The following is a 25,793-nucleotide window of genomic DNA, read 5'->3' on the forward strand; positions in this document are numbered from 1 at the left end:
TACGTGCGCAAGCGCCAGGAATCACTCAGGGAACCACCGCACGAAGCCGACGGAAGGGATCGTCATGGGTAGGAGTCCACAGACGCTGGACCCGGAGGTGGGCGCCTTCTTGGCCACTCTGCCGGCATCGCCGGCGCTCAGCCGAGAGAGCCTCCCCGGCATCCGCGCGGCTCGGGCAGCGGCTCCCCTTCCGGCCTTGTCCGACCGGGTTGTCCGGACGACCGCCACGGTCCCGGGCGACCCGCCAGTGACCCTTCGCATCAGCCGGCCCCGGGTCGGACCGGAGCCGCTTGCGTGCATCTACTCGATCCACGGGGGAGGATTCGTCAACGGCAGCGCCCGCAGCGACGACCTCCGGTTCGACGACTGGTGTCAGCGTCTGGAGTGCGTCGGTGTCTCGGTCGAGTATCGGCTCGCGCCGGAGACGGCCTACCCCGGGCCCCTCGAGGACTGCTACGCGGGCATCGAGTGGCTGTTCGCCCATGCCTCCGAGCTGGGCATCGACCCGACCAGGGTCGGCCTGCTCGGGGTCAGTGCAGGCGGCGGGCTCGCGGCGGGGACGGCCCTGCGGCTTCGCGACCGCGCGGGGGCGCGACCCGCCTTCCTGATGCTGCAGGCACCGATGCTGGACGATCGCCAGGTCACCGAGTCCAGTCAGTGGGACGACGTGCCGGTGTGGGGGCCGGAGTCGAACGCCTTCGGGTGGCAGGCCTATCTCGGCGATGCGTACGGGACCGCCTGGGTCTCTCCGTACGCCGCACCGAGCCGAGCGACCGACCTCAGTGGACTTCCTGCGACCTATGTTGCGGTCGGCTCCCTGGACGGCTTTCACGACGAGGACGTCGAGTTCGCCCAACGACTCGTGCGGGCCGGCGTCAGCACCGACCTGCACGTCTACGCCGGCGCCCCGCATGCCTTCGACCTGCCCGGCTGCGAAGCCTCGGTCGCGGTTCGCGCGCGGCGAGACGCCCTGGAATGGCTGGCCGGTCGGCTCGGTCAGCCCGCGAAGTAGGCCTCGGCGAACCGCTCGGCCTCCATGTCGAACTTGGGCACGATGTTGGTCCGAGCCATCGAGAAGTCGCGGTAGTAGCGCTGCATACGCGCCCCGTTACGAGCGCCCTCGCTGCTGCCCGACATCTTGAAACACAGGTCCACCGCCTGCCAGGCCAGATCGACGGCTTGGTTGGCAGCCATGGCCGTGCGACCTGCGGCGGCCGGAGAGAACCCTTGCGGGGAGTTCACCGCGTCTACACAGAAGCCGGAGTACCGCTGCGCCGCGTTGTCCAGGACGTCCTGTGCCGCGTCTGCGAGGGCAGTCGCCGACGCGAACGCGCGCTGGTGCTCGCCCGCGGTGTAGCGAGGCTGCGGGTTGGGGCCCGGCGTCTTCTTGACCCGGAGCAGCCGCTCGTACTCGTCGGTGGCAGCGCGCGCGGTGCCCACCAGGATCGATGCGATCTCGAGCTGGGCGTAGCCGGCCGACTGTCCGCAGTACATCGGATTGCCGTGCAGCCGGTAGCCAGGGGCGTCCGCGCCGCCTGCGACCCCCATCATGCCGCCCGGGATGAGGTAGCCCTCGGGCACGAGGGCGTCCACCATCTTGATGCTGTTCGAGCCGCTACCGGCCATGCCGATCACGGAGCCCGCCCAGTCGTCCAACATGCTCCACTGGTCACGGGGCACAACGACCAGGCCGATCGGCTGCTGGTGAGGCCCACCCACGATGCGTACGGCGACCAGGGCATGGGTCGAGTAGGGCGAGCCGGAGCAGTAGTCCCACAGCCCGTTCACTCGCCAACCACCCTCGACCCATTCGGCCGTACCCATCGGCACCGGCCGCCCTGGGGCGAGGAAGTCGCTCACACTGCCATAGACCTCGTCCTGCACCGAGGCATCGAACATGCCAGCCATCTGGATGTGGTGGCCAGCCGACAGGCAGAAGCACCAGGCTGTCCCCGGACAACCACGCGCCAACTCTCGGACAAGGGTGAGGAACGAGGGGATGTCGAGCTCGTGGCCGCCGTATCGGCGCGGCTGCTGCGCTTTGTACAACCCGGTGCTGGCCAGCATGGCGTGCATCTCAGGAGCGAAGGTCCCGCGACGTTCGGTCGCATCCTGCTCCTCGAGGAGGCGGGGCCTGAGGTCGCGAACCGTGGCCAGCAAGCCCTGGAAGCCGTCGGCTGTCGGCAGCGAGGTAAGAGACAGATCTGTTGCAGTAGACACCGAACGACCTCCATAGTATTCCGTCAGTTGGAATACTATTCCAATCTTGAGCGCTCGGCAAGGGTTGCCGAGCCGCCCATCACGCTGCCGGAGCAGGTCAGTGAGCAAGCACCTCGGCGATGTCGACGGGCGGAGCCGCGCGCGCCACGAGCTCGGTGAGGACTCCCCCCAGCTCGGCAGCATCCCAGCGGGCACCCTTGTCGACGCGGGGCCCCGGCCGCCACCCTTCGGCGACGTTGATCATCCCGCCGCTCACGTTGAATACCCGACCGGTGACACCCGCAGACTCGGAACTGGCCAGCCAGGCAACGAGCGGAGACACGTTCTCAGCCGCCATGTCGTCGAAGCCGCCAGCACCCACGGCAGCCGGCGGGAGGCCCGGGCCGGTCATGCGGGTCTGCGCGCCGGGAGAGATCGCGTTCGCGGTCACGCCGTACCGGGCGAGCTCTTTCGCGGCAATGAGCGTGAACGCGGCGATCGCTGCCTTGGCGGATCCGTAGTTGCTCTGCCCGACCCCCCCGAACAGACCCGCCGGCGCACTGGTGTTGATGACCCGCGCGTCGTTCGACTTGCCCTCCTTGGCCCTCGTGCGCCAATACTCCGCCGCCCAGCGGGTCGGTGCGAAGGTGCCGCGCATGTGCACCCGGATCACTGCGTCCCACTCGTCGATGCTCATGTTGAACAGCATCCGGTCTCGGACGATGCCCGCATTGTTGACCAGGATGTCGAGCCCGCCGAAGGTCTCGATCGCTGTGTTGACCACACGACCGGCGCCGTCCCAGTCCGAGATGTCATCGCCGTTGACGACGGCCTCGCCCCCCGACGCCCGGATCGTCTCGACGACTTCGCGGGCTGGGCCACTCGAGACCCCGGTCCCGTCCAGCTCCGAGCCGAGGTCGTTGACCACGACCTTCGCTCCCTGCCTGGCAAGCTCCAGGGCATGGGCTCGGCCCAAGCCGCGGCCACCGCCGGTGACGATGGCCACTCGACCTGTGCAGATGTCGTTCATAGCGCTCCTAGCGGTAGGACTCGAGAATGGGCAGCTGTAGCGGGCCTTGCTCGACCACGATCCGATCGTCGAGGAGGCGCTTCACGTCCTGCCCGGAGCGGCCCAGATCGCGCAGGAGCTCTCGAGAGTGCTCACCGAGGCCGGGCGAGACCAGGACGCCGGCTTGCTGAGTACGGCTGAACCGCGAGGACCGGCCTGGCGCGAAGCAGGAACCGCCCCCCGCAAGCGGATACTCGTGGAAGGTCTCGGAACCACGCACCGACGGGTTGGCCAACAGGTCGACGGGTCTGATCGCGATCGCTGCCGGGATCGACAACTCGGCCAGCTGAGCCACCGCCTCGTTGGCGTCCCGGTCCGCGAAGCTCCGCATCAATGCCGCGTGCAGCTCTTCATCCGCGAGAGCGCCTGTCCCGGGCGCGGGCAACCACCCTGCCCGGGCCAACTCGGGCACCTGATCGGGACTTGCCTGCAGCCGGACCCAACCATTGCTGGCCCGGTAGTAGCGATCGAGCGCACTGGGACCCTGGAAGTCGGTGCCACCGCGTCGAGCCGGAACGCGCCCGGAGAACCGGACGAGCTCTCCAGACTGCATGAACGCGGAGAAGGCGGCCAGGGAGCCGGAGATCGCTTGCCCTTCGCCGGTGCAAGTGCGGTGGAAGATGCCCAAGCACGCGCCGAGCGCGGCGAAGCACGCAGCTGCGACATCATTCACGGCCGTGGTCAGGAAGACCGGTTCCCCATCACCCCCCTGAGCGGACATCATCCCGCTCATCGCCTGGAGCACTGGGTCGAATCCCGGCCGCGCCGAGAGCGGTCCCCCCTCGCCGAACCCGGTCAGGGACATCGTGACGATCCTGTGGTTGGCCTTCACCAGCTCGGGGTAGTCGATGCGCAGCCGGGCGAGCACGCCTGGTCGATAGTTGTCCAGCACGACGTCGGCCGTCGCCACCAGGTCGTAGAAGAGGTCGCGACCGCGATCGCTGCGCAGATCGACGGCCAGGCTGCGCGCGCCACGATTGAACGCGAAGCCACGCACCCGGAACGGATCGCCCCCCACCGGCTCGACCTTCACGACGTCCGCGCCCAGATCGCTCAGCAGCTGCCCTGCGAAAGGGCCGGCGAGGACCGTGCCGAGGTTGAGAACGCGTACGCCGCACAGGGGCCCTCTGCCGACTGCAGGGTCAGCGGCGTCAACTCGTTCGTGCTCGGGGCGAGGCGACCATCCCACCCAGTCCTGACGCAGCTCACCGAGTCGTGGCGACGGTGAGTGCACGGCCCCCGGAGTTGCGGACAGGACGAGCGGGACACCAGGCATCACGACGCTGCCGCGCTCTGGATCCTCGATCTCCACCCGCATGCCGATCGCCCGGATCTGTGGGTGGTCGAGCCATTCCTCGCGGGCGAGGAGAGGACCAGCAGGACAGTCGGCGGCGTCGAGCAGGTCCAGCCATTCGTCGCGCGGCCTCGTCCGAAATCGTTCTGCGAGGGCCGCACGGACCCAGCGATTGTTGTCGGGCGCCAGCAGTCGGTCCAGGTCGCCACCGATGCGCAGGTCTTGCAGCAGGTCCTCGAGGTCGAGCAGCTCCAGCGCCCGGTGCTGGAACTTCGCGGACAGCGCACCCAGGAACAGCCAGCGCCCGTCCGCGCAGACATAGCGCGAGTAGCAGGGCGAGGGCCCGCCAGGCCCGGCGGGCACAACCGGTCGGGTGGCTTCGGCGGGGTTGACCACGGAGGTCACCGAACCGGAGATCAGAGCGGCCTGAAGAGAGTCGACGGTCACGACCTGACCGACTCCCGAGGTCTCGCGCTCGATGAGCGCGGCAATGGCACAGGTGGCCCCCCACACCCCTTGCACGTACAGCACGTGGGGGTAGACCGGGTCGACCGGAACGTCCTCGACGGAGGACTGGCGCAGCGCAAGGCCGGTCACCGCCGACACCAGTTCGCTCGACTCCTCGCGGCCGAACCAGGGCGTGTGTGGGCTGTAAGGGTCTAGGTGCAGCACGATGAGGCGTGGGTTGGCTGCCCGGGCCGCAGCCACGAGATCGTCGCGGCGACCGACCTGCCCGCCACCGCAGATGCACACGTCTGCTGACGACAGCAACTCCCCCAAGCTGCGCTCGCCGTCGAGGCCATCGAGGTCGACGACCGCACTGCCCTTGTTCCGGTGCCACACAGCCGTCCCAGGATTCGCGCGGAGCCCGTCGCCACCCGGCGGCTCGACGAGGACGACGTCTGCCCCGTAGTCGCCGAAGATCATGCCGGCGACGGCGGCGGCGACGCCCGTTCCCAGCTCGACGACGCGCACCGAGCCCAGGGCATTGCCATGCGTTGGCGTCACGAACGCTCCTCTGCGGCTGGACGAATAGGTGATCGGCGTCATACCGTACAACGGAATTCGATTTCATGACATGCCCGCGACTGGAACGTCTCCCGTAAGCACGACTCACGAAATGGATAAAATATAACGATGCCGCTGTACTCCTTCGAAGGCCAGTCACCCAAGGTCGCCGAAACCGCCTGGGTGGCACCCTCTGCTGTCCTGATCGGCAACGTCGTGGTGGAGGAGCACGCCTCGATCTGGTTCAACGTCGTTCTGCGCGCCGACACGACCGGGATCACGGTGGGAGCCGGCTCCAACGTGCAGGACGGCTCGGTCGTGCACTGCGGTCGGTCCGATGTGCTGATCGGTGCCGACACGACCATCGGCCACGGCTGCATCATCCACGGGGCGACCGTGGGCAACCACGTGCTCGTCGCGAACGGCGCCATCATCCTCGACGATGCCGTGATCGGCGACGGCTCACTCATCGCAGCCGGTTCCCTGGTCTCACCGAATACGGTCATCCCCCAGGACGTGCTTGCCCTGGGGCGCCCGGCACGGGTGCAAGGTCCCCTCTCCGAGGGCAACCGACAGTGGGTGCAGGACAACCCGGGGGTCTACCGGACTCTCGCCCGCCGTTTCGCTGACGGTTGCACCCTGATCGAGTAACCGCCCGCAGATCCGAACCACCCACCGTGAGGACCGACGTGAGACTCTCCCATCCCCGCATCGAACCTGTGAGCATGGAGGTCTACCTCAGCCACACCCCACCGGGCCCACCGCGACCCCTTGAGTCCAGTCCGGTGAACATCGCCAGGATGTGGTTGCGCTATCCCCGACTGATGGACGCTCATCACGTCGTGGGCCGACATCTCATGGGCCCCGAGTCCACGCTGTCACGCCGTGAGCGAGAGCTCGCGATCCTCCGGATCGGCGTACTGCGGCACTGCGACTACGAGTTCGCCCAGCATCGCGCATTCAACCTCGAGGACGGTGTCCTGTCCGAGGACGAGGTGCTTCGAGTCGTGGAGGGTCCGTACGCACAGGGCTGGTCCGAGGCCGACGCCGCCCTGCTGCGGGCGGTCGACGAGATGCACGATGACGCCTTCATCTCGGACGGGACGTGGTCGGCACTGTCTGCTTCGTGGTCGGAAGAGCAGCTCATGGACTTCATCGTGCTCGTGGGCCGCTACTGGATGGTCTCCACCATGTTGAACTGCGTGGGTGTGCAACTCGAGGACGGACGCCAGGGACTCCCCTAGCTGGGATGTCCAGCACGCTCAGCGAACCTCAGGCTCCTCGACGAGCCTGTTGCTGGTCGAGTCGAGAGCCGTGCGACGGCCGATGGCCATCACGGCGAAGTTCTCGGTGTTGTCGAGGTGCTCACGCATGGCTTCCGCCATGACCACGGGATCCCGCTTGCCGAAGGCACTCACCAGGTCTGCGTGTGCCCTGCCCCTGCGTTTGGGCTCGGCCGGGTTCTTCTCCAGGGTCCGGAAAGCGAACCGCACGTATCGCTCCGCGGAGTTCCACAGCATCTCGATCACCCGGAGGTCCCACGCCGTCGCGGCAGGCGCCAGCATCGCGAGGTGCAAGGCGTAGTGAGCCTCATGGCGCACATCTCGGTCCACGGCAGAGGCATGCTCACGTTGGAGCGCCTTCAGGTCCTCCAGGGCGGAGGCCCCCATGAGAAGGCACGAACGGGCTACGATCTCCGGCTCGATCTGCCGACGCAGCCGATAGATGTCGTGCAGCTCGCTCAGCTCCAGAGGGGCGACGATCGCGCTCCTGGCCCGGCGTGTGATCACAAGTCCCTCGGTCTCGAGGCGACGAAGCGACTCTCGCACGGGGATCAGACTGACCCCCAGTTGCTCGGCCAGGCCGCGCAAGGAGAACTCCTGCCCGGGCGCCAGCCCTCCGGACATGATCGAACGGCGAATCTCGACAGTGACCTGATCAACCACCGACACCGCATCGATCGTGCGCACCAGCGAGGAGGAACGATCCACCACACTCGACCTTCCTCGCAGAGCCCGAACCAGACCTATCAAGCGGGGAGAACGCCACCCCGGCGGGCCTAGAGATTACCACTGGGCGCGGCCCAGACACCGCCTTCGCCACCCGCAATGGAATCTGATTTCAGCCATTTCCCTCCTGCGGGTCCGCCTGGTCCTCCAGGCGGGGACCGGCATCCTGCCTGAGGTCGTCGCAACCCACGAAATAGCGGCTGAAGCGCCAGAACCCGTCCGCCTCCTTGCGCAGCTCGCCACGGTAGAGCACGGTGGCATGGAGGTCGTAGCCGTCAGCAGCGCGGGTGACGATGCCGTAGGCGATGGCCGTCGCCGTCGCCGGTGTCAGCGACTCGATCAGCACGTTCGTGACGCAGTGCCGGCGTTGACCCGTCATGTTGGGGAAGTTCCGGCCGAGACGGTTCTCGACCTCGTCCCTTCCTCGGATCGCGAAGTCCGGCTCCGCGCTGCCGATCCCGTACTCAAGGACAACGTCGTCGGTGAGAACCGACAGGACGACGTCCACCCTGCACTCATCGTGGCCGATCGCCCAGCGGTCGAAGGCCTCGTGGATGAGGAGTCGGTCGAGCACGTGCGCCGGGTCGCCGGCGACGGACCCGAGCGGTTTCACGTCGATCAGTCCCCCGCGACTGGCCCAGTATCTCGGGGGGAAGGTCTCGTCAGTGCGAGGCAGCATCACTCGGCCGCCGCGAGGTGGTCGCGCAGGCCGGCGAGCGCGCCCTCGATATTGGAGGTCACTCCCCTCGTCGCCATCTCCTCCGCACCATCGGGCACGCCGCCGACGATCCCGTACTCCACCTCACAGCCCGAGTCGCTGGCTTGCACCACGAACTTCGCGATGATCTGCAGAACCGGCGCACCCGGGGCGGGTTCCTGGTCAGGGACCATCTCGTAGGTCAGGGTCATCGTCTCGTCGTCGCTGCTGACGATGCGGTCAACCTTGACGTCCCCGTCGGAGAAGAAGACCTTGCGGTCACCGTTGGGGAGCATCTCGATCGATCGGATGTGCGACTGCCAGACGTCGAAGCGGGGGTAGTCGCTCACGAAGGCCCACGCGGTGGCGGCGTCGACGGGAAGCGAGATGGACTTGGCGACTGCGATGGTGCCCACGGTGTTCTCCTTGTGTGGATCGGGTTTCGGTGAATCGGTCATGGTGCTCCGTGCTGGCCTCCGGATCAGCCAGCGGGCGGTGAGCTGCTCTCCTCGGGCGGAGCCGCCGGCTCCTGCCCGACCACTCCCCCAGCGATCGCGAAGGCCGCCCGGACGAAGGGAACCCCGGCATACAGCGAGGTGTGGATGAGGATCTCGGAGATCTCGTGCGGGGTCAGCCCGTTTCGAAGCCCGACCCGCACGTGCACCGCCAGCTCCTCCTCGCGGCCGAGAGCCGTGAGCAGGGCCAGTGTGACAGCGCTCTTGGTGCGCCGGTCGAGGCCCTCACGCGACCAGATGGACCCGGCGGTGCGACTCAGGTAGTCCTCCCAGTCGGCGTTGAACTCCGTGACCGACGCCTTCGTCTCCTCGACCTGGGCATCGCCGAGGATCGAGCGCGCGACGTCCTCTGCGGAGCTCATGCCTTGCACCTCGGCGAGCCGCCCGCGTTCTTGCCGCCCGCGGTCATGGTGTGCCTGCCGTCGGCGTACCGCTGGTGCGCAGCTCGAGGCCCTCCAGCTCATCGGCCTCCTGCCACGTGTGCACGAGCGCGGCGTACCCGTTCGCCCCGAGTGGGAAGGAATCGAGGCGGTAGTCCCGTCGGGCACTGACCTCGATGCCCTCCTGGTTGTAGTAGCCCGGGGTGCAGGACTCCGCGGATCCGCCGAAGAGGGAGGCATAGGGTCCGGCGGGCGGGAGAGTCACCTGCAGGTGGCGCCAGGCGTCCTCGGCCTCGCGCGTCGGTTGGGCAGACGCAGCACTTCGGGCATCCAGCTCACCCACGACGCGCACGATCATCCGAGCCTGGTCCTCGATGGAGGTGCAGTAGTTGAGACTGAGCGTCAGTCCGAACAGGCCACCCACGGTGAACAGGTTCGGGAAGCCGGCGTACATCAGCTGGTACATCGACCGCATACCGTCCGACCAGTGGTCGTAGATGGACTGGCCGTCCTGGCCAGTCACGGGGATCCCGATGCGCTTCTCATACGAGCTGGTGATCTCGAACCCACTCGCATAGACGATGCAGTCGACGTCGTACTCCACGCCATTGGCGACGATCCCGGTCCGGGTGATCCGATCGAGACCCTTGGAGCCACTGACGTCGAGCAGGGCGACGTTGTCCTGATCGAAGGCCTGGAGGTAGTCGTCGGAGGGCGTCGGCCGCTTGCAGAACAGCCGGTACCAGGGCTTCAGCGCCTCGGCCTTGGTCTCATCGCGGACGGCGAGGTCGACGCGGCTCCTGACGGCCTCCATCGCGGCATGGTCGGCGAGCTCGTAGAGCCGCCCCCACTCCTCCGGTGTCAGCTGCGACGGATCGAGGTCCACCTTGTCCTTGAGGTGCTTGAGCTGGAACGCGATGATCGCCATCCCCCGCTCGTCAAGAACTCCCGGGTCAGGGTTGCCGCCATCGATGGCGGCGTTGAACGAACCCCACAACCGGGCCTGCCACCCGGGCTCGCGGCTCACCTCGGCGAACCAGTCCGGATCGGTCTTGCGGTTGTCGCGCCACAGGATGGGCGACGGCGTGCGCTGCACGACGTAGACCTGCTTCGCCGACCTGGCCAGGTGGGGGACGATCTGGACCCCCGTCGCGCCCGTGCCGATGATCGCCACCCGCTTGTCCGCCAGCCCGTCGAGTCCGCCGTCCGGACCGCCTCCCGTGTAGCCGTAGTCCCAGCGGCTGCTGTGGAAGGAGACGCCCTCGAAGTCCTCGATCCCCGGGATGCCAGGCAGCCGCGGACGGGATGCAGGGCCGGTGCCCAGGACGACGAAGCGCGCCCGGATCGTGTCTCCGCGGTTGGTGGTGACCTGCCAGCGGCTGTCGCCCTCGTCCCACCGTAGGTCGGAGACCCAGGTATGAAACACGGTCCGGTCCGCCAGCTCGTAGCGCTCCGCGATCAGGTTGGCGTAGGCGTAGATCTCCGTGGCGCTGCTGAACCGCTCCTCGGGCATGTAGCCCATCTCCTCCAGCAGGGGCAGGTAGAGGTAAGAGGGGACGTCGCAGGCGCAGCCCGGGTAGCGGTTCCAGTACCACGTGCCCCCGAATCCGCCGCCGGCATCGATGATGCGCAGTGACTCGACACCACTCTCGAGCAGGCGTACCGCACTGGTCATCCCCGCCCAACCGGCGCCGATGACAACGCACTCGGACTCCTCGTCGAGGGGTGCGCGATCCTGGACCTCGCTGTACGGATCGTCGGTGAGGTAGCCGCTCAACGAACCCGAGGTGTCGACCGACACGTACTGCCGCTCGCCCTCGGTGCGCACCCGCTTGTCTCGCTCGGCACGGTACTTCGCAACGATCTCCTCGGGTCTGAATCCGAGGAAGGCCGGATCGTGCAGCTCGTCTGGAATTGCCATGCTCAACCGTCCGTTCGGGTCGATGGGACGGCCGCCCACCGCACGTGGCCGGACTCGTCGCGATGCAGCTTGCCCAAGGTCAGGACCGGCATATGCGGCGCAGTCACGATGGCATCGAGCCCGATCGCCATCTCGCACAGCGCGGCTCGGGAGACGAGGCTCTGGTCGAGGTCGTGCTCGAGCTCGTGGACCCACCCATGGTTCTCGAAGTGGACCGGGTGATGGGCCAGGTCGCCCACGAGGATGCAGGACTCGCCGCCGTCGCTGACCAGCACGCAGGTGTGACCGGGGGTGTGACCGGGCATCGGAAGGGCGACGACCCCGGGAGTGATCGAGGAGATTGCGGTGAAGGTCGACAGCTTGCCTGCGGCCCCGACCACCTCGAGAGTCTCTCTGATCTTCGGAGCCATCGGGTGGCCGTCCGTGGCCGGGCCGGTCCAGTGTTCGACCTCGGCCTGGTGGATGTGGACCACCGCCTCCGGGAAGGTCAGCCGCGCCCCTGAAGCAGTCTGGGTGAGGAGCTGGCCGCAGTGGTCCCCGTGACAGTGCGACTGGACGATGTGGACGACGTCAGAAGGTTGCACTCCGATCTCGGACAGACGGGCCATCAGCTCGTTGCCACCCCGGATGCCCGGAATGCCTTCAGCCGCCGGACCGAAGCCGCTGTCGACCAGGGTGATCCCCTCGCTCCCCTCGATCACGAAGACTCCGAAGTTCAGGGGGAAGGGGGTGTCTGGGTCGGTGAGGCCGAGTGTGGGCATCCAGTCCTCTGGATCGATCCCCGTGAACCAGGATCGCCTTGGGCCAAAGGCAAGGCCGTCGCTGATGTGGTGGACGGTGAGCCCACCGACCGGGAACGCACCGCTCAGGCTGTAGTCGTTCAGGTCGGTCGGCTGGTCGAGCGGGCTCGGCAACCCCGACGCTGTCGGCTGGTTCGTCATGACTTCTCCCCCTGGGTGGTCGGTCGTGCGGATGCACTGGCTTCAGGCCTCACGACCTGGTCGGTGACGCGTCGATAGCGCAGTCGCCACGCGGTTTCGCGGCGCTCCCAGGAATCGGGGCCCGGGGTGGGCGCGCCCGGCGGCGGGCCCGCTGGGGCGGAACCCTCACCTTCGTAGACGGCGCAGAACTCCGGACAGCCGTCGGGCTGTCGGTGCAGGAACGCTTCGTACCGCTCCAGGCGGGTGCCGGCCTCGTAGTTGCCGTTGAGCAGGACCTCAGGAAGATGCGTGTCGCTGTAGTAGGCGTTGAACTCCTCGACGTCGCGCATGCTCGCGCCGGCCGGTGTATCCATCCCCACCAGGAAGATGCTCTCCGGCGCGGCCGCACGCTGCCCGACAGCGATCAGCTGCCTCCACATCACCCTCCACCGCGGGGACATGGACTTCCACAAGGCCGGGCCGGGCGTGTAGGCGGGCCGTTGCGCCGCTGGGTCCTTCTCCCGTACGGCGTACCGTTCGGCGCCGGCCAGGTCGCGAATGGCGTAGACAGCGAGCCACTGGGGGCCGAAGTCCCCGCGCGGATCGGGTGCCTCGAGCCGATAGCGGGTCGCGCTGACGAATCCAGGGTTGGCTTGCAACACCTCCGGGAAGTGCACGCTGGCATAGAACTCGTTGAACTCGGCGAGCTCGTCGTCAGTGGCCGCTGGGTCCGTGTCGATGCCGACCCAGTACATGTAGTCCGCGGCGAAGGCCGCGCCCTCGAGTCCTGAAGACATGTCTAGTTCCTCGTGATTCCATGTAGTGGAATATTATTCCGTTTATGTGATTGCACTTCTCGACTGTCCATCTGTCCTTCGTGTTGCTGTCTTGCTCCGGCCCTACCGGCGCTCCGCGAGCCGCCCTCCAGGCCCTTGCAGTCAGGCCGTGCTGGTGAGGAGCTTCCGTCGGCGAGGGTCGCGCCCGGGCACGGCTGAGAGGAGCGTCTTGGTGTAGTCGTGCGCAGGCCGGTCGTACACGTCGTTGGTGTCGCCGTGCTCGACGATCACGCCGCGCTGGATCACCGCAACCCGATCGGCCAGGACGCGCACCAGCGAGAGGTCGTGGGAGATGAAGAGGTAGGCCAGTCCACGCTCCCGCTGGAGCTCGATGAGCAGGTTGAGCACCTGGGCCCGCACCGAGACGTCGAGTGCCGCCACCGGCTCGTCGCAGACGATGAACTTCGGGTCAGTGGCCAGGGCCCGCGCGATGGCCACCCGCTGGAGCTGCCCCCCGGAGAACTCATAGGGGTAGCGGTCGAGATGGCGCACCGACAGTCCCACCCGTTCGATCAGCTCCGCCACCCGGCGCCGGCGGGCGTCGGCCTTCGGCTCGATGCGGTGGACGACCATCGGCTCCGCCACGAGGTCACCGATCACCATCCGCGGGTCCAGGGAGCTGAAGGGATCCTGGAAGATCATCTGCATGTCCCTGCGCGCGGCGCGCAGGTCGGAACGCGACAGGTCGCTGACCGACCGTCCGAGGACGTTGATCGTGCCGGAATCCGGCTCGATCAGGCGCAGAGCGATGCGCCCGAGCGTGGACTTCCCGGAGCCGGACTCACCGACGAGCGCAAGCGTCTCGCCCCGGTCGACGTGCAGGCTCACGTCGCATAGGGCGTTCACCACCTCCGATGCCCTCCGCCTGCGCAGACCAGTCGGCTTCTTGCCGAACGTCTTGCGGATGTTCTCGAGCTCGACTACTCGCATGACCCCTCTACTCCCAGGTTCAGGTCCCCGGCCCGAACACAACGCACCTGGGCGAGGCCCAGCTGCCTCATCTGCAGGCCCGCAGCGTCGCGGCACTCGTCCTGCGCGTGCGCGCACCGCGGGGCGAACCTGCACCCGGTGGGCCACTGGTCGGGGGCAGGCACCTGCCCCGGGATGGCTCGCATCAGGTCGTTCTTGTCACGGACATCGGGAGTCGCGTCGCGGATCGCCGCCGTGTAGGGGTGTGACGGTGCATGGAAGATCTCGTTGACCGGGGCCACCTCGACGGTCTGCCCGGCGTACATGACAACCACGGAATCGCAGACCTCGGCCACGACACCCATGTCGTGCGTGATCAGCAGGACGCCGAGATCCAGCTCGTTCTGGAGGTCCTTGATCAGGCGCAGCATCGCTGCCTGGACGGTCACATCGAGGGCCGTGGTGGGTTCGTCGGCGATCAGCACCTTCGGCCCACAGGCCAAGGCGATGGCCAGCATGACGCGTTGGCACATCCCGCCGCTGAACTGGTGGGGGTACTGCCGGGCGCGCACCTCGGGGTGCGGGATGTGCACCCGTTCGAGCATCTCGATCGCCTTGGTGCGGGCCACCCGTCGCGAGACATTCTCATGGGCCCTGATCGTCTCGGCGACTTGCTCTCCCACCGTGAACGACGGGTCCAGGCTGCGTCGCGGCTCCTGGAAGACCATGCCGATCTGGCCACCACGGACTCGCCGCAGTTCCTTCTCAGGAAGAGCCAGCAGGTCCTCCCCCCCGAACATGATGCGCCCCGACGTCGCCTTCACCGTGGGCGGGAGTACGCCGAGCACAGCAAGCCCGGTGATGGTCTTTCCCGAGCCCGACTCACCCACCAGACCGACCGTCTCGCCCGCTCGCACGCTGAGTGACACGTCCTCGGTGAGCTTGGTCCAGCCACCCGGGCCCTGCACCTCGATCGAGAGGTTCTGCACGTCCAGCAACGTGTCGCCCTTCACAGACGCCGACTGGTTGACCGGCTTCCTCATCACTGTCATCTCTAGTGCTTCTTCGATCGGCCGAAGGCGTCGCGGATGGTGTCACCCAGTGTGAAGAAGCACAGGATGAGCACCACGATCATGAACGCGGGAGGAACCATCGGGAAGATCTCGTCGGAGAATTGGCTGAACGCGTCACTCAACATCCCGCCCCAACTCGGCTTGGGAGGCTCAGGTCCCAGCCCCAGCAGTGCGAGCCCTGCCTGCACCGTGACGACGATGCCCGCAGTCTGCGACGTCAGCACGAGCAAAGGTCCGCTCGCATTCGGAATGACGTGGCCGAACAAGAGTCGCGCAGTGCTGCAACCTGCGGCCCGCGAGGACTCCATGTAGGGCTCCTCGGCAACGGAGGTCGCCACCGTGCGCGCGACCCGGAAGAAGCGGGGAGCAGACACGATGCCCAGAGCAAGAGCAGCGTTGAGCTCGCCTCGACCCAGGAATCCGATGATTCCGAAGGCGAAGAGCAGTGGCGGGATGCTGAGCAGGCCGTCTGCGATGCGGCTGCTGATCGCATCGAACGGTCCCCGGAAGTAGCCGGCCAGGAGGCCGAGAGGGATGCCGACCATGCCGACCGCCGTCCCGAGCACCGCGGTCCACAGCGTGACGGCGGTGCCGGCGATCAGCCGGCTGAGGACATCCCTGCCCAGGTGGTCGGTCCCGAGCAGGTGGGCACCGCTGGGGCCCGCGCCGATGTTGCTGAGGTCCTGACGCAAGGGATCGTAGGGCTCGAGCCACGAGTGGAACACGGCCACCAGTGTCAGGAGCACGAGGACGACGACAGCCAGCTGGCCGACCCGGTCCGAAGCGAAACGTCGCAGCACCCGGCTGTTGCGCAGCCGACGCAGCCGGCGCTGCACGAAGGAGCCACCGACCGCGAAGGCCTCTGGATCGAGCGCGTCCGCCGTGGCCGGGACGAGTTGCTGCTTGCCGGTCATTGGTGCGCCACCCTCGGATTGAGTTTGGTGTTGATCAGGTCGACGGCCAGGTTGAGCAGGATCACCATGGTGGCTCCGAAGAGCACGACTCCTTGGACCACAGGAAAGTCCTGCGACAGGATCGCGTTCACGCCGGTCTGGCCCAGCCCTGGCAGAGCGAAGACCTGCTCGATGATCACAGCGCCTCCGATGATCGACCCGAACTGGATGCCGAGGACCGTGAGCATCGGGGCAGCGGCATTGCGGTAGGCATGCTTGAACAGGACGAGGCTGACCGGCAGGCCCTTGGCTCGAAGGGTCCGGATGTAGTCCTGCTCGCGGGTGTCGATCAGGTTGCCTCGCAGCTGACGAGCAACCTCCGCAGCAGAGATCGCTGCCAGGGTGAGGCCGGGCAGGATCAGGCCCTTGAACCACAGCACCGGGTCTTCGGTGATCGGCGTGTAGCCGATCGCCGGCAGCCAACCCAACCGGACGCCGAAGACCCGCTGCAACAGCAGACCGGTGACGAACGGCGGGATCGCGAGGGCAACGGCACTGCTGCCGACCAGAAGACGGTCGATCCACGAACCGGGCTTCATCGCTGCCAGCGTGCCCGCCGCAATACCCACCACCAGTGTGAACAACAAGGAGACCAACGCCAGCGAGACGGTGACCGGCAGCGCATCCCTGAGAAGCTGGGTCACGGGTTGCTGGGACTGCAGACTCGTGCCGAGCTGGAAGGTCATGGCATGCCAGACGTATTCGACCAGCTGCACCGGCAGGGATCGGTTGAGATTGAGCTGCTCGCGAATCTGCGCGATCACCTCAGGCGTGGCATCCTCCCCCGCGATCGCAATAGCGGGGTCGCCGGGGACCAGTTGCTGAAGCAGGAACACCGTCACGATCACGACCAGCAGCGTGATGACGGCCGCAGCGAGGCGTCTCAGTATCGTCAGCGCCATGTCGGCCAGCCGTAGCTTCGCGGGCAGGTGCGCCCTGTGGTACTCGGAGTGTTCATCGGAGTAGTCGGGTCCCAGCGTTCCAGGTAGTGGGGGCGCATCGCATCCTCGCGTACGGGCCAGGGCGACTTGCGTGCCTGAGTCTCACGGGACCTCCTCCAGTCCAAAGGTTTGCCTCGACACAGCCGAGCAGTAACTGACCAAGCTCAGTGGTGGAGTCCGCGAGCAGATAGCGGCTGAAAACTTTGCGCAACTTGATTCCGTTGTGCGGAATGCGCCCCACGCTAGAACGTGACGCACGTCATGTCAACCATGTTACGCGCAAGAATTCGTTGAGAACCTGCTGAACAGGCCTGTCCGCGCTCAGGCGACGCGGCTGCGCCGTAGCAGGGCGATCCGCGGAGGTCGGCGGCCCGTCGGGTCAGAGCGCCCGCTCCACGCCACGACAGCCGACGTCGCCCTGGTGCCTTCGTGCTTTGTGATATTTTGTTGCAGGCTAGGAATGAGACCGCCGGCGCTCAACGGTCCTTGAACCGCGGGGTCACCAGGGACGGCAGGGCGTCGCTGGCGGCTGGGGGCAGGTCGCCGGACGCACTCAGGCGGTCAGACATCTCTCGGGCCAACGACATCATCTGCTGCACGATCTCGGTGTCCTGCTTCGGATCTATCCTGCCGAGACAGAGCATCGCCGCGATGGGGCGACCATCTGCGTCGAGGACGGGCACGGCGATGCCGCGCCCCTTCTCGAAGCGCTCGAAGTTGTCGAGGGCGTAGCCCTGCTTGCGGACCTGTCGCAGCTCTCGTTCCATCTGGATCGGGTCGGTGATGGTCTGCTCGGTGTACTGGCGCAGCCCCTCGACCTCGTAGAAGTACCTGGCGTCTTCTTCCGAGAGGTAGGACAGGAGCAGCTTTCCGTCAGCCATGGCGTGTGCGGGCTGGGGACGGCCGGCTTCGAACTCGATCATCTCGGTGTGCGCCCCGGCGACCCTGGCCAGTTGCACGGTCTTCACGCCGACAAGCGTGCTGAGCACGGCGTCATAACCTGACCATTCGGCAAGCCGGGACAGATAGAGCCGTCCATCGTGGAGAACGGGGTTCGTGACCGAGCCCACCATGCCGACGCCGATGGCGTGCATCCCCAGACGATACTTGGCGGTCCGGGAGTTCTGCTCGACCCAACCCACGTTGACCAGGGTCGCAAGAATGCGATGGACGCTGGCAGGTGAGAGCTGGACGAAGGTGGCGAGCTCGACGATCCCCAACGGGAAGGGATGCTCAGCCAACGCGGTGATGATGCGCGCAGCCCGGGTCACCGCCCTCACACCGCCGACGTCGCGGGTCTCCTTCTGGCCGGTCGGCTCTGGTACTTGAACGTTCACGTCACCTCCACAGGACGCTCAGACTACAGGGACGACAGGGGGAACCTGTCGACGGTCTTCGCGATCCGAGCGCCGGTCTTCGACGCTACTTCCTCGAAGTCGATCCCGGGCGCCAGCTCGGTCACTGCGAAGCCCTCGGGCGTGATGTCGATGACTCCGAGGTCGCTGATGACCCGGTTCACCACGCCGCGGCCGGTCAGGGGCAATGAGCAGCGCTCGACAAGCTTGAACGAACCATCCTTCGCGACATGGTCCATCAGCACGATCACCCGGCGAGCCCCGATGGCGAGGTCCATGGCCCCACCGATCCCTTTGACAAGCTGGCCGGGCACGATCCAGTTCGCCAGGTCGCCGCCGGCCGACACCTGCATGGCCCCGAGGATCGTGACGTCGATGTGCCCTCCTCTGATCATCGCGAAGGAGTCCGAGGAGGAGACGAAGGAGGCACCTGGGCCGACCGTGACGAACTCTGTCCCGGCGTTGATCAGCTCGGGGTCCTCGTGCCCGGGGGCGGGCGAAGGGCCGATCCGGAGCACACCGTTCTCGCTGTGCACCACGACCTCGATCGCCGCACCGACGTGATCGGCCACACGAGTGGGCAACCCGATCCCGAGGTTCACGTAGTCGCCGTCGCGTAGTTCCTTCGCCGCGCGCGCTGCGACCTGGTCCCGGGTCCATCCCCGGCTCAATGGACTGCCCCCGCAGCCTGGACGACGCGCTGGACGAAGATGCCGGGAAGGTGGACGCTGTCCGGGTCCAGCGAACCGGCGTCCACGATCCGCTCCGCCTCGACGACGGTGATCCGCCCGGCCATGGCGACGTCGGGGTTGAAGTTGCGGGCTGACGCGTGGAAGACGGCGTTGCCGTGACGATCGGCGAGGGTCGCCCGGACAAACGCGAAGTCTGTCGAGATCGCCTCCTCCAGCACGAAGTCCTGCTCGACCCCGGAGCGTCGGAACCGGCGTACTTCCTTGGGAGGACTCGCCTCCAGGACCTCGCCCGCAGGGCCGAACCGACGCGGGAGTCCGCCCTCGGCCACCATCGTCCCCACGCCCGTCGGGGTGTAGAAGGCTGCGAGACCGGCTCCTCCTGCGCGCAGTCGCTCAGCAAGGGTGCCCTGGGGAGCGAGCTCCACCTCGATCAGTCCCTCGAGGTACTGGCGCGCGAACTCCCGGTTGGTGCCGATGTAGGAGGCGATCACTCGATCGATCCGACCGGCGCGCAGCAGCAGCGCCAGCCCGGCGTCGTTGACCCCGCAGTTGTTGGTCACGATGGTCAGGCCACGCGCTCCCTGATCTCCGAGCGCGGACACCAGCGACCAGGGAACCCCCGCCACGCCGAAGCCGCCGACGGCGATGCTCATGCCGTCGGGGCACAGAGTCTGACCGGTCAGCATCTCGGCCTCAGGCCGGACCAGGAACGCGACCAGATGTGCCACGTCGTCAGGGACCAGGCTCCTGGGAACGGCCTGACGACGACGTACATCCTCAACGAGCCGTTCCTCGACCTCCGCCATGTCTGCCCCCATGCCGCCACCGGGGGGCGGCGTCATGCCTGGCGCCACACAGTTGACGGTGATGCCGTCCGAACCGAGCGTCTTGGCCAAGGACCGTGCAGCACCGATGAGTGCTCCCTTGCTCATCACATAGGGGAGCATCTCGGGGACCGGCGGGGGGTTGAAGTAGGTGTCGGAGACGATGAACACGACCCGACCGTGGCCCTGCTCGACCATCCCGGGGCTCAACTCCTGCAGGAGCCACATCGGTGCCTCCACATTGACCGCCATCACCTGGCGCAGCAGGTCCACATCCAGGTCCGTGAGCGAGGCGAGGGCGAAGGACGCTGCGGCATGCACGATCACATCGCACCGGCCGAACTCGCTCAGCACCCTGCGTGCCACGTCCCGGACTGACTGCTCGTCGGCGAGATCGACGGCGTAGTCGCCCTCGCGGTCGAGTACGGCGACTCGGTGTCCGGTCTCCTCGAGCCGCTGGACGATGGCGGAGCCGATGAATCCGGCTCCGCCCGTGACCAGCGCGACCGGAGCGTCAGCCATCGAACTTGGTGGACAGACCTGCCAGTGCGCCGTCGATGTCGGCGCCGATCCCGCCGCGCGCCATCTCCTGCATCTCGTCGGGGACGTCGACCTCGATGATGTATTCGACGTCGCTCTGCGCACCCTCGCCGGTCACGACGAAGGTGGCGTCGAGGCTCTTCATCGGCGACGGTTGACCGGGGACCAGACCGTAGGTCAGGGACTTGGCCGCGTCGTCCTGGGCGGTGATCCGGTCCAGGATGGAGTCGCCGCGGGTGAAGGTCACCTTGCGGTCACCATCGGCCTGCATCTCGATCGACTCGATGTGCGGCTGCCAGGAGGCATAGCCCGCGAAGTCGCTCACGAACGCCCAGACCTCGTCGGCCGAGGCGGGCAGGTGGGTGGTCTTGCTGACACGGACGATTGCCATGGTGTGTCTCGCTTTCTCGACGCGCGCACGATGCACGCGACAGTTGGTGGTCAGTTCTGTGCTTGCGCGAGCCGGGCTCGGGCCTCGGTCGGGGTCAGCATCTCGAGCGTTCCGGCCAGTGGTCCGGTCATTCCCTGCAGGAAGCCGCCCGTGTGCAGGTCTCCGGTGTCGATCGCGGCACCCCCGATGCTGGCGATCAGCTCGCCGACCAACGCTTTGGCCTGCTCGTCATCCCCGGCGATGAAGACCGCGTTGTCCTCGCCGGCTCCGGAGCCCAGGGCCGGCCCCAGCTTGAAGAGCGGGGTGACGTTGAAGGCCTTGACGAGCTTGGCACCGGGGACATACTCGGCGACGACCTCGCTCGAGATCCGGTCCCCGATGTCGATGAGCCCTGCTGGTCCCGGGGCACTGCGGTTGTTGGTGCCATCGATCACGACGCGGCCGCTCCAGTCGGCAACGGCCGACGCTGCTTCAGCGGTGCGACCCCACGGTGTGGCCAGCAGCACCAGGTCGGCACCTTCCACAGCATCCGGCACGGTGGCGGCCTGTACGCCGGGGCCGAGGTTCTCGACCAGCTCGGCCAGCGACTCCGGCCCTCTCGAGTTGCTGAGCCGCACCTCGTGCCCCGCCTCGACGAACAAGGGGGTCAGGGTCTGTGCCATCTTGCCTGCACCGACTATGGCGATCTTCATCTTGTCGTACCTCTTTCGTTGGCGGAGTCTCGCATCAGACAAGTGCAGCGACGTCGAGCCCGAAGTGCGCCTGGGCGAACCTCGGTGCATACGACTCGTACTGCAGGCCGATGTTGGTGCGGGCGGTGGAGAAGTCGCGGTAGTAGCGCTGCATGCGTGACCCGTTGGTCCCGCCCTCACTGGTTCCCGACGTGCGGAACAACAGCTCGACTGCTTCCCAGGCAAGGTTCACCGCATGGTGCGTGCTCGCGTTGATGCTCGTGATCTGCTCGGTGTCGAAGCCCTTCTCGTCCTCGGCTGCCTCGATGCACAGCTTCGTGTAGAAGCGGCCCATCGCCAGGAGGACCTCCTCGGAGGCGCGGATCTTTCCTGCGGCAAGCCCCCAGTAGCGCTGCATGTCAGGGCTGTTGACGCGCGCGACGCCGTGGGGTCCTGGCGTCTTCTTGGTGGTGATGATGCGCTCGTACTCGTCCAGCGCGGCGTAGGCACACCCGACCAGGATCGAGGTGATCTCGAGCTGCAGGTATCCCAGGGGATGGCCGGCGTACATCGGGTTGCCGTGGAGCTCGTAGCCCGGGCTCTTGAGCTCGCCATCGAACTTCAGAAGGCTGCCGCGGACCAGGCACTCGTCGGGGATGACGGTTGCGTCCATGGTGATGCTGTTGGAACCGCTGCCGCGCATGCCGAAGGCACGGTGGCGCCAGTCATCCATGAGGATCCACCCCTTGCGAGGCACCAGGGCCAGTCCCTCGCCGGTCGGCGCGCCGTCCTCGATCAGGCGCACCGCCACGATGGCGTGAGTGGAGTAGGGAGACCCGGAGCAGTAGTCCCACATCCCGTCGATCTGCCACCCCTCAGCCACCTTGGTGGCAGTCCCCATCGGGATACCACGCAGCGGAGCGGCGAACTCGCCGTCCGGTGACAAGGCGTCCGACTGGGCCTTCTCGTTGAAGAAACCGCCGATGTGGACGCCATGCCCGGCGGCCAGGCAGAGGCACCAGCCAGTGCCGGGGCAGCCACGGGCGATCTCGATGACCACCTGCAGGAAGGTGGTCACGTCGAACTCGTAGCCGCCGAATCGGCGGGGCAGGAGGGTCCGGTAGAAGCCGGCGTCACGGAACATCTGGTGCGTCTCGGGCGAGTAGGTGCCTCGGTCCTCGGTCGCCTGTCCCTCCTCACGCAGGTGCTCCCGCATCGCCCTCGCCCGAGCGATCAGCTCGGCCGGCTGCAGATCGGGCTCCGGCTGCGGGATCGTCACCCGTGCCAATTCAGTCATGAAACTCTCCTCATGGGATCACCTGGCAGGGCGCCGACGGTGACGTGCTGGGTGGGTTCGGAGGCGGCTTGGTCCGCGAGGTCCCGAATCGCCTCGGGGCTCTTCAGGGCATCCGCGATGGCGCGCATCAGGTCAGCGGCGGAGGCGGCGCTCAGCTCGACACCGACCCGGGCACCTACCCCGGCTGACGGGTCGACGAAGTCGATGATCACGGCGTGGTCGAACGGTGCGTTGACCGGGTGGTCGTAGAACACGTTGATCTGGGTGACGTCGATCCAGTCCGAGACGCCACGGGCGGAGCCGTCGGCGGCGATCTTCTCAGTGATCCAGGTGCACATGTCAGTTCCTATCGAAGGTGCTTGTCGTAGAAGGCATAGACCTTGGCCCACCCATCGACCGCCTGCTCTTGGCGGTAGTTCGGTTTGTCTGCGGTGAAGAAGGCGTGGCCGGCTCCGTCGTAGCGGTGGAACTCATGCTCTTTGCCCAGCTCAGTGAGGACCCGGTCGATCTCGTCCACCTGGGCGATGTCGGGGTTCGCGTCGTCGTTGCCGAAGATGCCCAGCAGTGGGGCGGACATGTCGACGGCTCGGTGGATGACCCCACGCGACGGGCTTCCCGGACGGGACGGATCTGGAGGTTGGGGCAGGATGCTGCCACCCCAGCAGTCGACAGCCGCGTCGAGCGAGGGCACGTCGCAGGCAGCCAGGAACGACTGACGTCCGCCGGAGCAGAAGCCGATGACGCCGACCTTGCCGTTCGAGCTCGGTTGGGCTCGCAGGTAGCGTGCGGCGCCGTCGATGTCACCCATCACCTGCTCGTTCGGCATCGACACACCCAACCCGTCGGCGCGGGCCGCTGCCGCCACGTCGGCCCAGTGGCCCGGGCCCCGCCGGTGATAGAGGTGCGGCGCGACCGCGGCGAAGCCGGCAGAGGCGAACGCCCGGACGACCTCCTTGCACCACGGGTCGAGGCCCGGCGCATGGTGCAAGACCACGACGCCCGGCGTCTCCTCGCGAACCAAGGGGCGCGCCGAGTACGCCTTGATCACGTCTCCCCCGTGGCCCGGGAACCCGACCCACTCGACGAGCATCTCGTCATCCACCGCTGTATCTCTCTCTCGCTGCGTCGTGCCAGGTCAGGTCAGGCTGAGATCGAGGCCTTCATGTCCTCGAGGACCTGCATCAGCTCCTCCTCGGAGAGCGAGAGGTCGACGGGTACGCCGTAGGGCTGCGGCCAATCGAGTCCGGTGTGCCAGTAGACCTCGACCCGGTTGCTCTCGGGGTCGTGGAAGTAGCAGCCGAACGCGTTGCCGTGGTTGTTCACGTGGTCGATGTGATAGCCGCGCTCGAGGATCTGGGTGTAGAACTCGCGCAGCTCGCCGAGCGTCTCGACCGGGAAGGAGATCTGCTGAGGATCGGTGTGATGTTCGTCGTTCTGGGCCAGCAGCAGCTCGTGGTGCTCCTCGTCGGGTCGTCCGCTCAGGAAGACCCGACGCTCGTCGCGGTCGGTGACCGTCAGGCCGAGGAAGTCCGCGTAGAACTCCTTCATGACCTCGATGTCGCGGACGTACAGACCGACGTGACCCAACCGGGTGACCTTAGGCATGATGGGACCTTTCGTTTGGTGAGTGTGATGGTTTGTTGCGGGGCGTGGGGCTAGCGCGCCCAGGCGTTGGTGCCGGTGATGACGTCCAGCAGCCCATCGGCATCCGCCGGCAGCTCGTCGCCTCGCCAGGCGACGTGGTGGTCGGATCGGATGACCGCGCCGCGCGCCGAATAGAGTTTCTGGAGGTCGTCACGGTCGGTTCCCTCCGGGGCGAAGAACTCGACCGGGATGCCCCGGGCGTCGGCTGCTGCCCTCAGACCAGTGGTGTCGAGCTCGCCCAGGATCAGGAGGGTGAACCCCTGACCCACGTGGTCGTAGAGCGAGGTGCCGTCCGCCAGCCAGTGGTGGGGCGCGCGGTTCCCGGGCGCCGCGGAGGGCACATAGTCCTCGAACGAGGGCGGCGGCTCGTCGGTGCCATCGCGGACGATGACCGGCGAGGACGAGTAGCGGTAGCCCAGCTGCCCGCCCATCCGCTTGAACTGCCGCGCCTTCTTCTCGTCGATGTCCGCGGCGACCTGCGCGCGAACGGCATCGCCCAGGGGTCCCTGGTCCTCGATGCCGTCGCGGACGAGCTCACGGGGACCGGTGAACTGGTTGCGCTCACAGCCGTCGAGAATGAACCGGGTGACCTCGCCGCGCTCGATGCTGTAGCTCGGGAGGAGCATCGGACCGCCCCAACCCTGGATCACGGCAGCAAGCTTCCAGCCCAGGTCGGCCGCGTCACCGATGCCGAGGTTCATGCCGAACCCACCCATCGGTGAGACCAGGTGCGCCGAGTCACCAGCCAGGAAGACCCGGCCGAAGTCGAAGCGTGGGGCCTGCATGGAGTGCGTCCAGAAGGTGCCACCGTTGAGGGGCTCGATCTCGAACTCCTCACCGATGGCGCGGAACAGCATGTCGCGGCAGGCCTCCCAGTCGTCGCCGTCCACGCCGTCCGGCACGGGAGAGCAGAAGTAGGCCCAGTGGTCGGTCCCGGCCTGCGGCACCAGGCTGTCGCCGCCGCGGTCCTCGTTGTAGAAGAACAACATGGAGACCATGGGCGAGGCCTTCCACAGCTCGGCCAGCCGTTCGGACCGGAAGTGCCACAGGAAGCTGCGCGCCAGGTTCGGATGGCCCTCCATGCGCACATTGAGACCCTCGTTGCGCAGCTTGCTTCGGCTGCCTTCGCTGATGACGAGGTACGACGCTGAGAGCGTCTCCTCGCCCTGCGGCGTGGTCACGGTGAGCGTGACGCCATCCTCGTCCTGGGTGAACGACTGGACCTCGTTCTCGAACCGCAGATCGATCAGGGGAAGGGACAGGACCCGCTCGCGCAGAGTCTTCTCGATGGCCTCGTTGGGGGCCCATTCGGCGACCTCGGACGCGATCGGCAGTCGTTCCGACCACTCGTAGGCCCGCGGGAAGTCAAAGATGTGGTGGCCGTTGAGTCGAGTCACGAACGCGACGTCTCGCTGGATCTCCGGGCTCACCGGGTCGTTCTCGCGCAAGGCGTCCGCGATCCCCCAGCGCCGGAAGTGCTCCATCGAACGGACGTTGGTCATGTTCGCTCGAGCGACGATGCGCTCCTGGTTCGATCGCTTCTCGAAGACCACGCTGGCTACGCCCCGCAAAGCCAGATCAATGGCCAGCGCCATGCCCACAGGGCCGGCACCGGAGATGGCGACGCGTGGTGCTGACGGCTTGGCAGTCATGTG

The 25,793-nt window shown here is 67.1% G+C and carries 27 protein-coding genes; 3 read left to right on the forward strand and 24 right to left on the reverse strand.

Going from position 1 to position 25,793, the window contains the following annotated elements; all coding sequences use genetic code 11:
- Window positions 1-64 precede the first annotated feature (64 nt).
- Window positions 65-1,012, forward strand: coding sequence for an alpha/beta hydrolase (locus AB7I40_RS05095; protein WP_428343963.1), 948 nt, complete (start codon window positions 65-67; stop codon window positions 1,010-1,012).
- On the opposite strand, the gene AB7I40_RS05100 is transcribed toward AB7I40_RS05095, so the two are convergent.
- The 3 genes from AB7I40_RS05100 to AB7I40_RS05110 form a co-directional block, all read right to left on the reverse strand.
- The gene (locus AB7I40_RS05100; protein ID WP_428343964.1) at window positions 997-2,220 is read right to left on the reverse strand and encodes an acyl-CoA dehydrogenase family protein; all 1,224 of its coding nucleotides are present in this window, start codon (window positions 2,218-2,220) and stop codon (window positions 997-999) included. The two genes, AB7I40_RS05095 and AB7I40_RS05100, sit on opposite strands and share 16 nt — an antisense overlap.
- 97 nt (window positions 2,221-2,317) lie before the next feature.
- Window positions 2,318-3,229, reverse strand: a complete 912-nt coding sequence (locus AB7I40_RS05105) for an SDR family oxidoreductase (RefSeq protein WP_428343965.1) — start codon at window positions 3,227-3,229, stop codon at window positions 2,318-2,320.
- A 7-nt stretch (window positions 3,230-3,236) separates the two neighbouring features.
- Window positions 3,237-5,570, reverse strand: coding sequence for a CoA transferase (locus tag AB7I40_RS05110; protein ID WP_428343966.1), 2,334 nt, complete (start codon window positions 5,568-5,570; stop codon window positions 3,237-3,239).
- A 129-nt stretch (window positions 5,571-5,699) separates the two neighbouring features.
- On the opposite strand from AB7I40_RS05110, the gene AB7I40_RS05115 reads away from it, so the two are divergent.
- Complete coding sequence (locus AB7I40_RS05115) at window positions 5,700-6,221, forward strand: gamma carbonic anhydrase family protein (RefSeq protein ID WP_428343967.1); 522 nt, start codon at window positions 5,700-5,702, stop codon at window positions 6,219-6,221.
- Window positions 6,222-6,295: 74 nt separating this feature from the next.
- Window positions 6,296-6,814 (forward strand): carboxymuconolactone decarboxylase family protein, encoded by a 519-nt coding sequence (locus AB7I40_RS05120; protein WP_428343968.1) that lies wholly within the window; start codon window positions 6,296-6,298, stop codon window positions 6,812-6,814.
- 18 nt (window positions 6,815-6,832) lie between these two features.
- On the opposite strand, the gene AB7I40_RS05125 is transcribed toward AB7I40_RS05120, so the two are convergent.
- The 21 genes from AB7I40_RS05125 to AB7I40_RS05225 all read right to left on the reverse strand — a co-directional run bounded on the left by AB7I40_RS05125 (window position 6,833) and on the right by AB7I40_RS05225 (window position 25,790).
- Entirely contained in the window at window positions 6,833-7,561 is a 729-nt protein-coding gene (locus AB7I40_RS05125; RefSeq protein ID WP_428343969.1) for a GntR family transcriptional regulator, read from the reverse strand.
- Window positions 7,562-7,691: 130 nt separating this feature from the next.
- Window positions 7,692-8,258, reverse strand: a complete 567-nt coding sequence (locus AB7I40_RS05130) for a nuclear transport factor 2 family protein (protein ID WP_428343970.1) — start codon at window positions 8,256-8,258, stop codon at window positions 7,692-7,694.
- Window positions 8,258-8,692: an SRPBCC family protein gene (locus AB7I40_RS05135; RefSeq protein WP_428343971.1), complete on the reverse strand. Its 435-nt coding sequence runs from the start codon at window positions 8,690-8,692 to the stop codon at window positions 8,258-8,260. The genes AB7I40_RS05130 and AB7I40_RS05135 overlap by 1 nt, the downstream gene beginning before the upstream one ends.
- Before the next feature lie 65 nt (window positions 8,693-8,757).
- Window positions 8,758-9,153 carry a carboxymuconolactone decarboxylase family protein gene (locus AB7I40_RS05140; RefSeq protein WP_428343972.1) on the reverse strand — a complete coding sequence of 132 codons (396 nt, stop codon included), beginning with the start codon at window positions 9,151-9,153 and terminating at the stop codon, window positions 8,758-8,760.
- 43 nt (window positions 9,154-9,196) lie between these two features.
- The gene (locus tag AB7I40_RS05145; RefSeq protein WP_428343973.1) at window positions 9,197-11,092 is read right to left on the reverse strand and encodes a flavin-containing monooxygenase; all 1,896 of its coding nucleotides are present in this window, start codon (window positions 11,090-11,092) and stop codon (window positions 9,197-9,199) included.
- A gap of 2 nt (window positions 11,093-11,094) precedes the next feature.
- Window positions 11,095-12,033: an MBL fold metallo-hydrolase gene (locus tag AB7I40_RS05150; RefSeq protein ID WP_428343974.1), complete on the reverse strand. Its 939-nt coding sequence runs from the start codon at window positions 12,031-12,033 to the stop codon at window positions 11,095-11,097.
- The gene (locus AB7I40_RS05155; RefSeq protein ID WP_428343975.1) at window positions 12,030-12,809 is read right to left on the reverse strand and encodes a hypothetical protein; all 780 of its coding nucleotides are present in this window, start codon (window positions 12,807-12,809) and stop codon (window positions 12,030-12,032) included. The genes AB7I40_RS05150 and AB7I40_RS05155 overlap by 4 nt, the downstream gene beginning before the upstream one ends.
- A 141-nt stretch (window positions 12,810-12,950) precedes the next feature.
- Window positions 12,951-13,778, reverse strand: a complete 828-nt coding sequence (locus AB7I40_RS05160) for an ATP-binding cassette domain-containing protein (RefSeq protein WP_428343976.1) — start codon at window positions 13,776-13,778, stop codon at window positions 12,951-12,953.
- Window positions 13,769-14,809, reverse strand: coding sequence for an ABC transporter ATP-binding protein (locus AB7I40_RS05165; protein WP_428343977.1), 1,041 nt, complete (start codon window positions 14,807-14,809; stop codon window positions 13,769-13,771). Before AB7I40_RS05165 ends, AB7I40_RS05160 begins: the two co-directional genes overlap by 10 nt.
- A gap of 2 nt (window positions 14,810-14,811) precedes the next feature.
- The gene (locus tag AB7I40_RS05170; RefSeq protein WP_428343978.1) at window positions 14,812-15,744 is read right to left on the reverse strand and encodes an ABC transporter permease; all 933 of its coding nucleotides are present in this window, start codon (window positions 15,742-15,744) and stop codon (window positions 14,812-14,814) included.
- On the reverse strand, window positions 15,741-16,685 hold the full coding sequence (locus tag AB7I40_RS05175) for an ABC transporter permease (protein ID WP_428343979.1): 945 nt from the start codon (window positions 16,683-16,685) through the stop codon (window positions 15,741-15,743). The genes AB7I40_RS05170 and AB7I40_RS05175 overlap by 4 nt, the downstream gene beginning before the upstream one ends.
- Window positions 16,686-17,200: 515 nt before the next feature.
- Window positions 17,201-18,061 (reverse strand): IclR family transcriptional regulator, encoded by an 861-nt coding sequence (locus tag AB7I40_RS05180; RefSeq protein ID WP_428343980.1) that lies wholly within the window; start codon window positions 18,059-18,061, stop codon window positions 17,201-17,203.
- A gap of 23 nt (window positions 18,062-18,084) precedes the next feature.
- Window positions 18,085-18,750 (reverse strand): 3-oxoacid CoA-transferase subunit B, encoded by a 666-nt coding sequence (locus AB7I40_RS05185; RefSeq protein WP_428343981.1) that lies wholly within the window; start codon window positions 18,748-18,750, stop codon window positions 18,085-18,087.
- Window positions 18,747-20,117: a 3-oxoacid CoA-transferase subunit A gene (locus AB7I40_RS05190; RefSeq protein ID WP_428343982.1), complete on the reverse strand. Its 1,371-nt coding sequence runs from the start codon at window positions 20,115-20,117 to the stop codon at window positions 18,747-18,749. Before AB7I40_RS05190 ends, AB7I40_RS05185 begins: the two co-directional genes overlap by 4 nt.
- Window positions 20,110-20,526 (reverse strand): SRPBCC family protein, encoded by a 417-nt coding sequence (locus tag AB7I40_RS05195; protein WP_428343983.1) that lies wholly within the window; start codon window positions 20,524-20,526, stop codon window positions 20,110-20,112. Before AB7I40_RS05195 ends, AB7I40_RS05190 begins: the two co-directional genes overlap by 8 nt.
- Window positions 20,527-20,576: 50 nt before the next feature.
- Window positions 20,577-21,218 carry an NADPH-dependent F420 reductase gene (locus AB7I40_RS05200; protein WP_428343984.1) on the reverse strand — a complete coding sequence of 214 codons (642 nt, stop codon included), beginning with the start codon at window positions 21,216-21,218 and terminating at the stop codon, window positions 20,577-20,579.
- 34 nt (window positions 21,219-21,252) lie between these two features.
- The gene (locus AB7I40_RS05205) at window positions 21,253-22,494 is read right to left on the reverse strand and encodes an acyl-CoA dehydrogenase family protein (RefSeq protein WP_428343985.1); all 1,242 of its coding nucleotides are present in this window, start codon (window positions 22,492-22,494) and stop codon (window positions 21,253-21,255) included.
- Window positions 22,491-22,832: a DUF6295 family protein gene (locus AB7I40_RS05210; RefSeq protein ID WP_428343986.1), complete on the reverse strand. Its 342-nt coding sequence runs from the start codon at window positions 22,830-22,832 to the stop codon at window positions 22,491-22,493. Before AB7I40_RS05210 ends, AB7I40_RS05205 begins: the two co-directional genes overlap by 4 nt.
- Before the next feature lie 8 nt (window positions 22,833-22,840).
- A complete protein-coding gene (locus AB7I40_RS05215) occupies window positions 22,841-23,596 on the reverse strand; it encodes a dienelactone hydrolase family protein (protein ID WP_428343987.1) in 756 nt (251 codons plus the stop codon).
- A gap of 38 nt (window positions 23,597-23,634) precedes the next feature.
- On the reverse strand, window positions 23,635-24,099 hold the full coding sequence (locus tag AB7I40_RS05220) for a VOC family protein (RefSeq protein ID WP_428343988.1): 465 nt from the start codon (window positions 24,097-24,099) through the stop codon (window positions 23,635-23,637).
- A gap of 50 nt (window positions 24,100-24,149) precedes the next feature.
- Window positions 24,150-25,790 (reverse strand): FAD-dependent monooxygenase, encoded by a 1,641-nt coding sequence (locus AB7I40_RS05225; protein WP_428343989.1) that lies wholly within the window; start codon window positions 25,788-25,790, stop codon window positions 24,150-24,152.
- Window positions 25,791-25,793 lie beyond the last annotated feature (3 nt).

This window comes from Nocardioides sp. (genome assembly GCF_050246775.1).
GTDB lineage: Bacteria > Actinomycetota > Actinomycetes > Propionibacteriales > Nocardioidaceae > Nocardioides.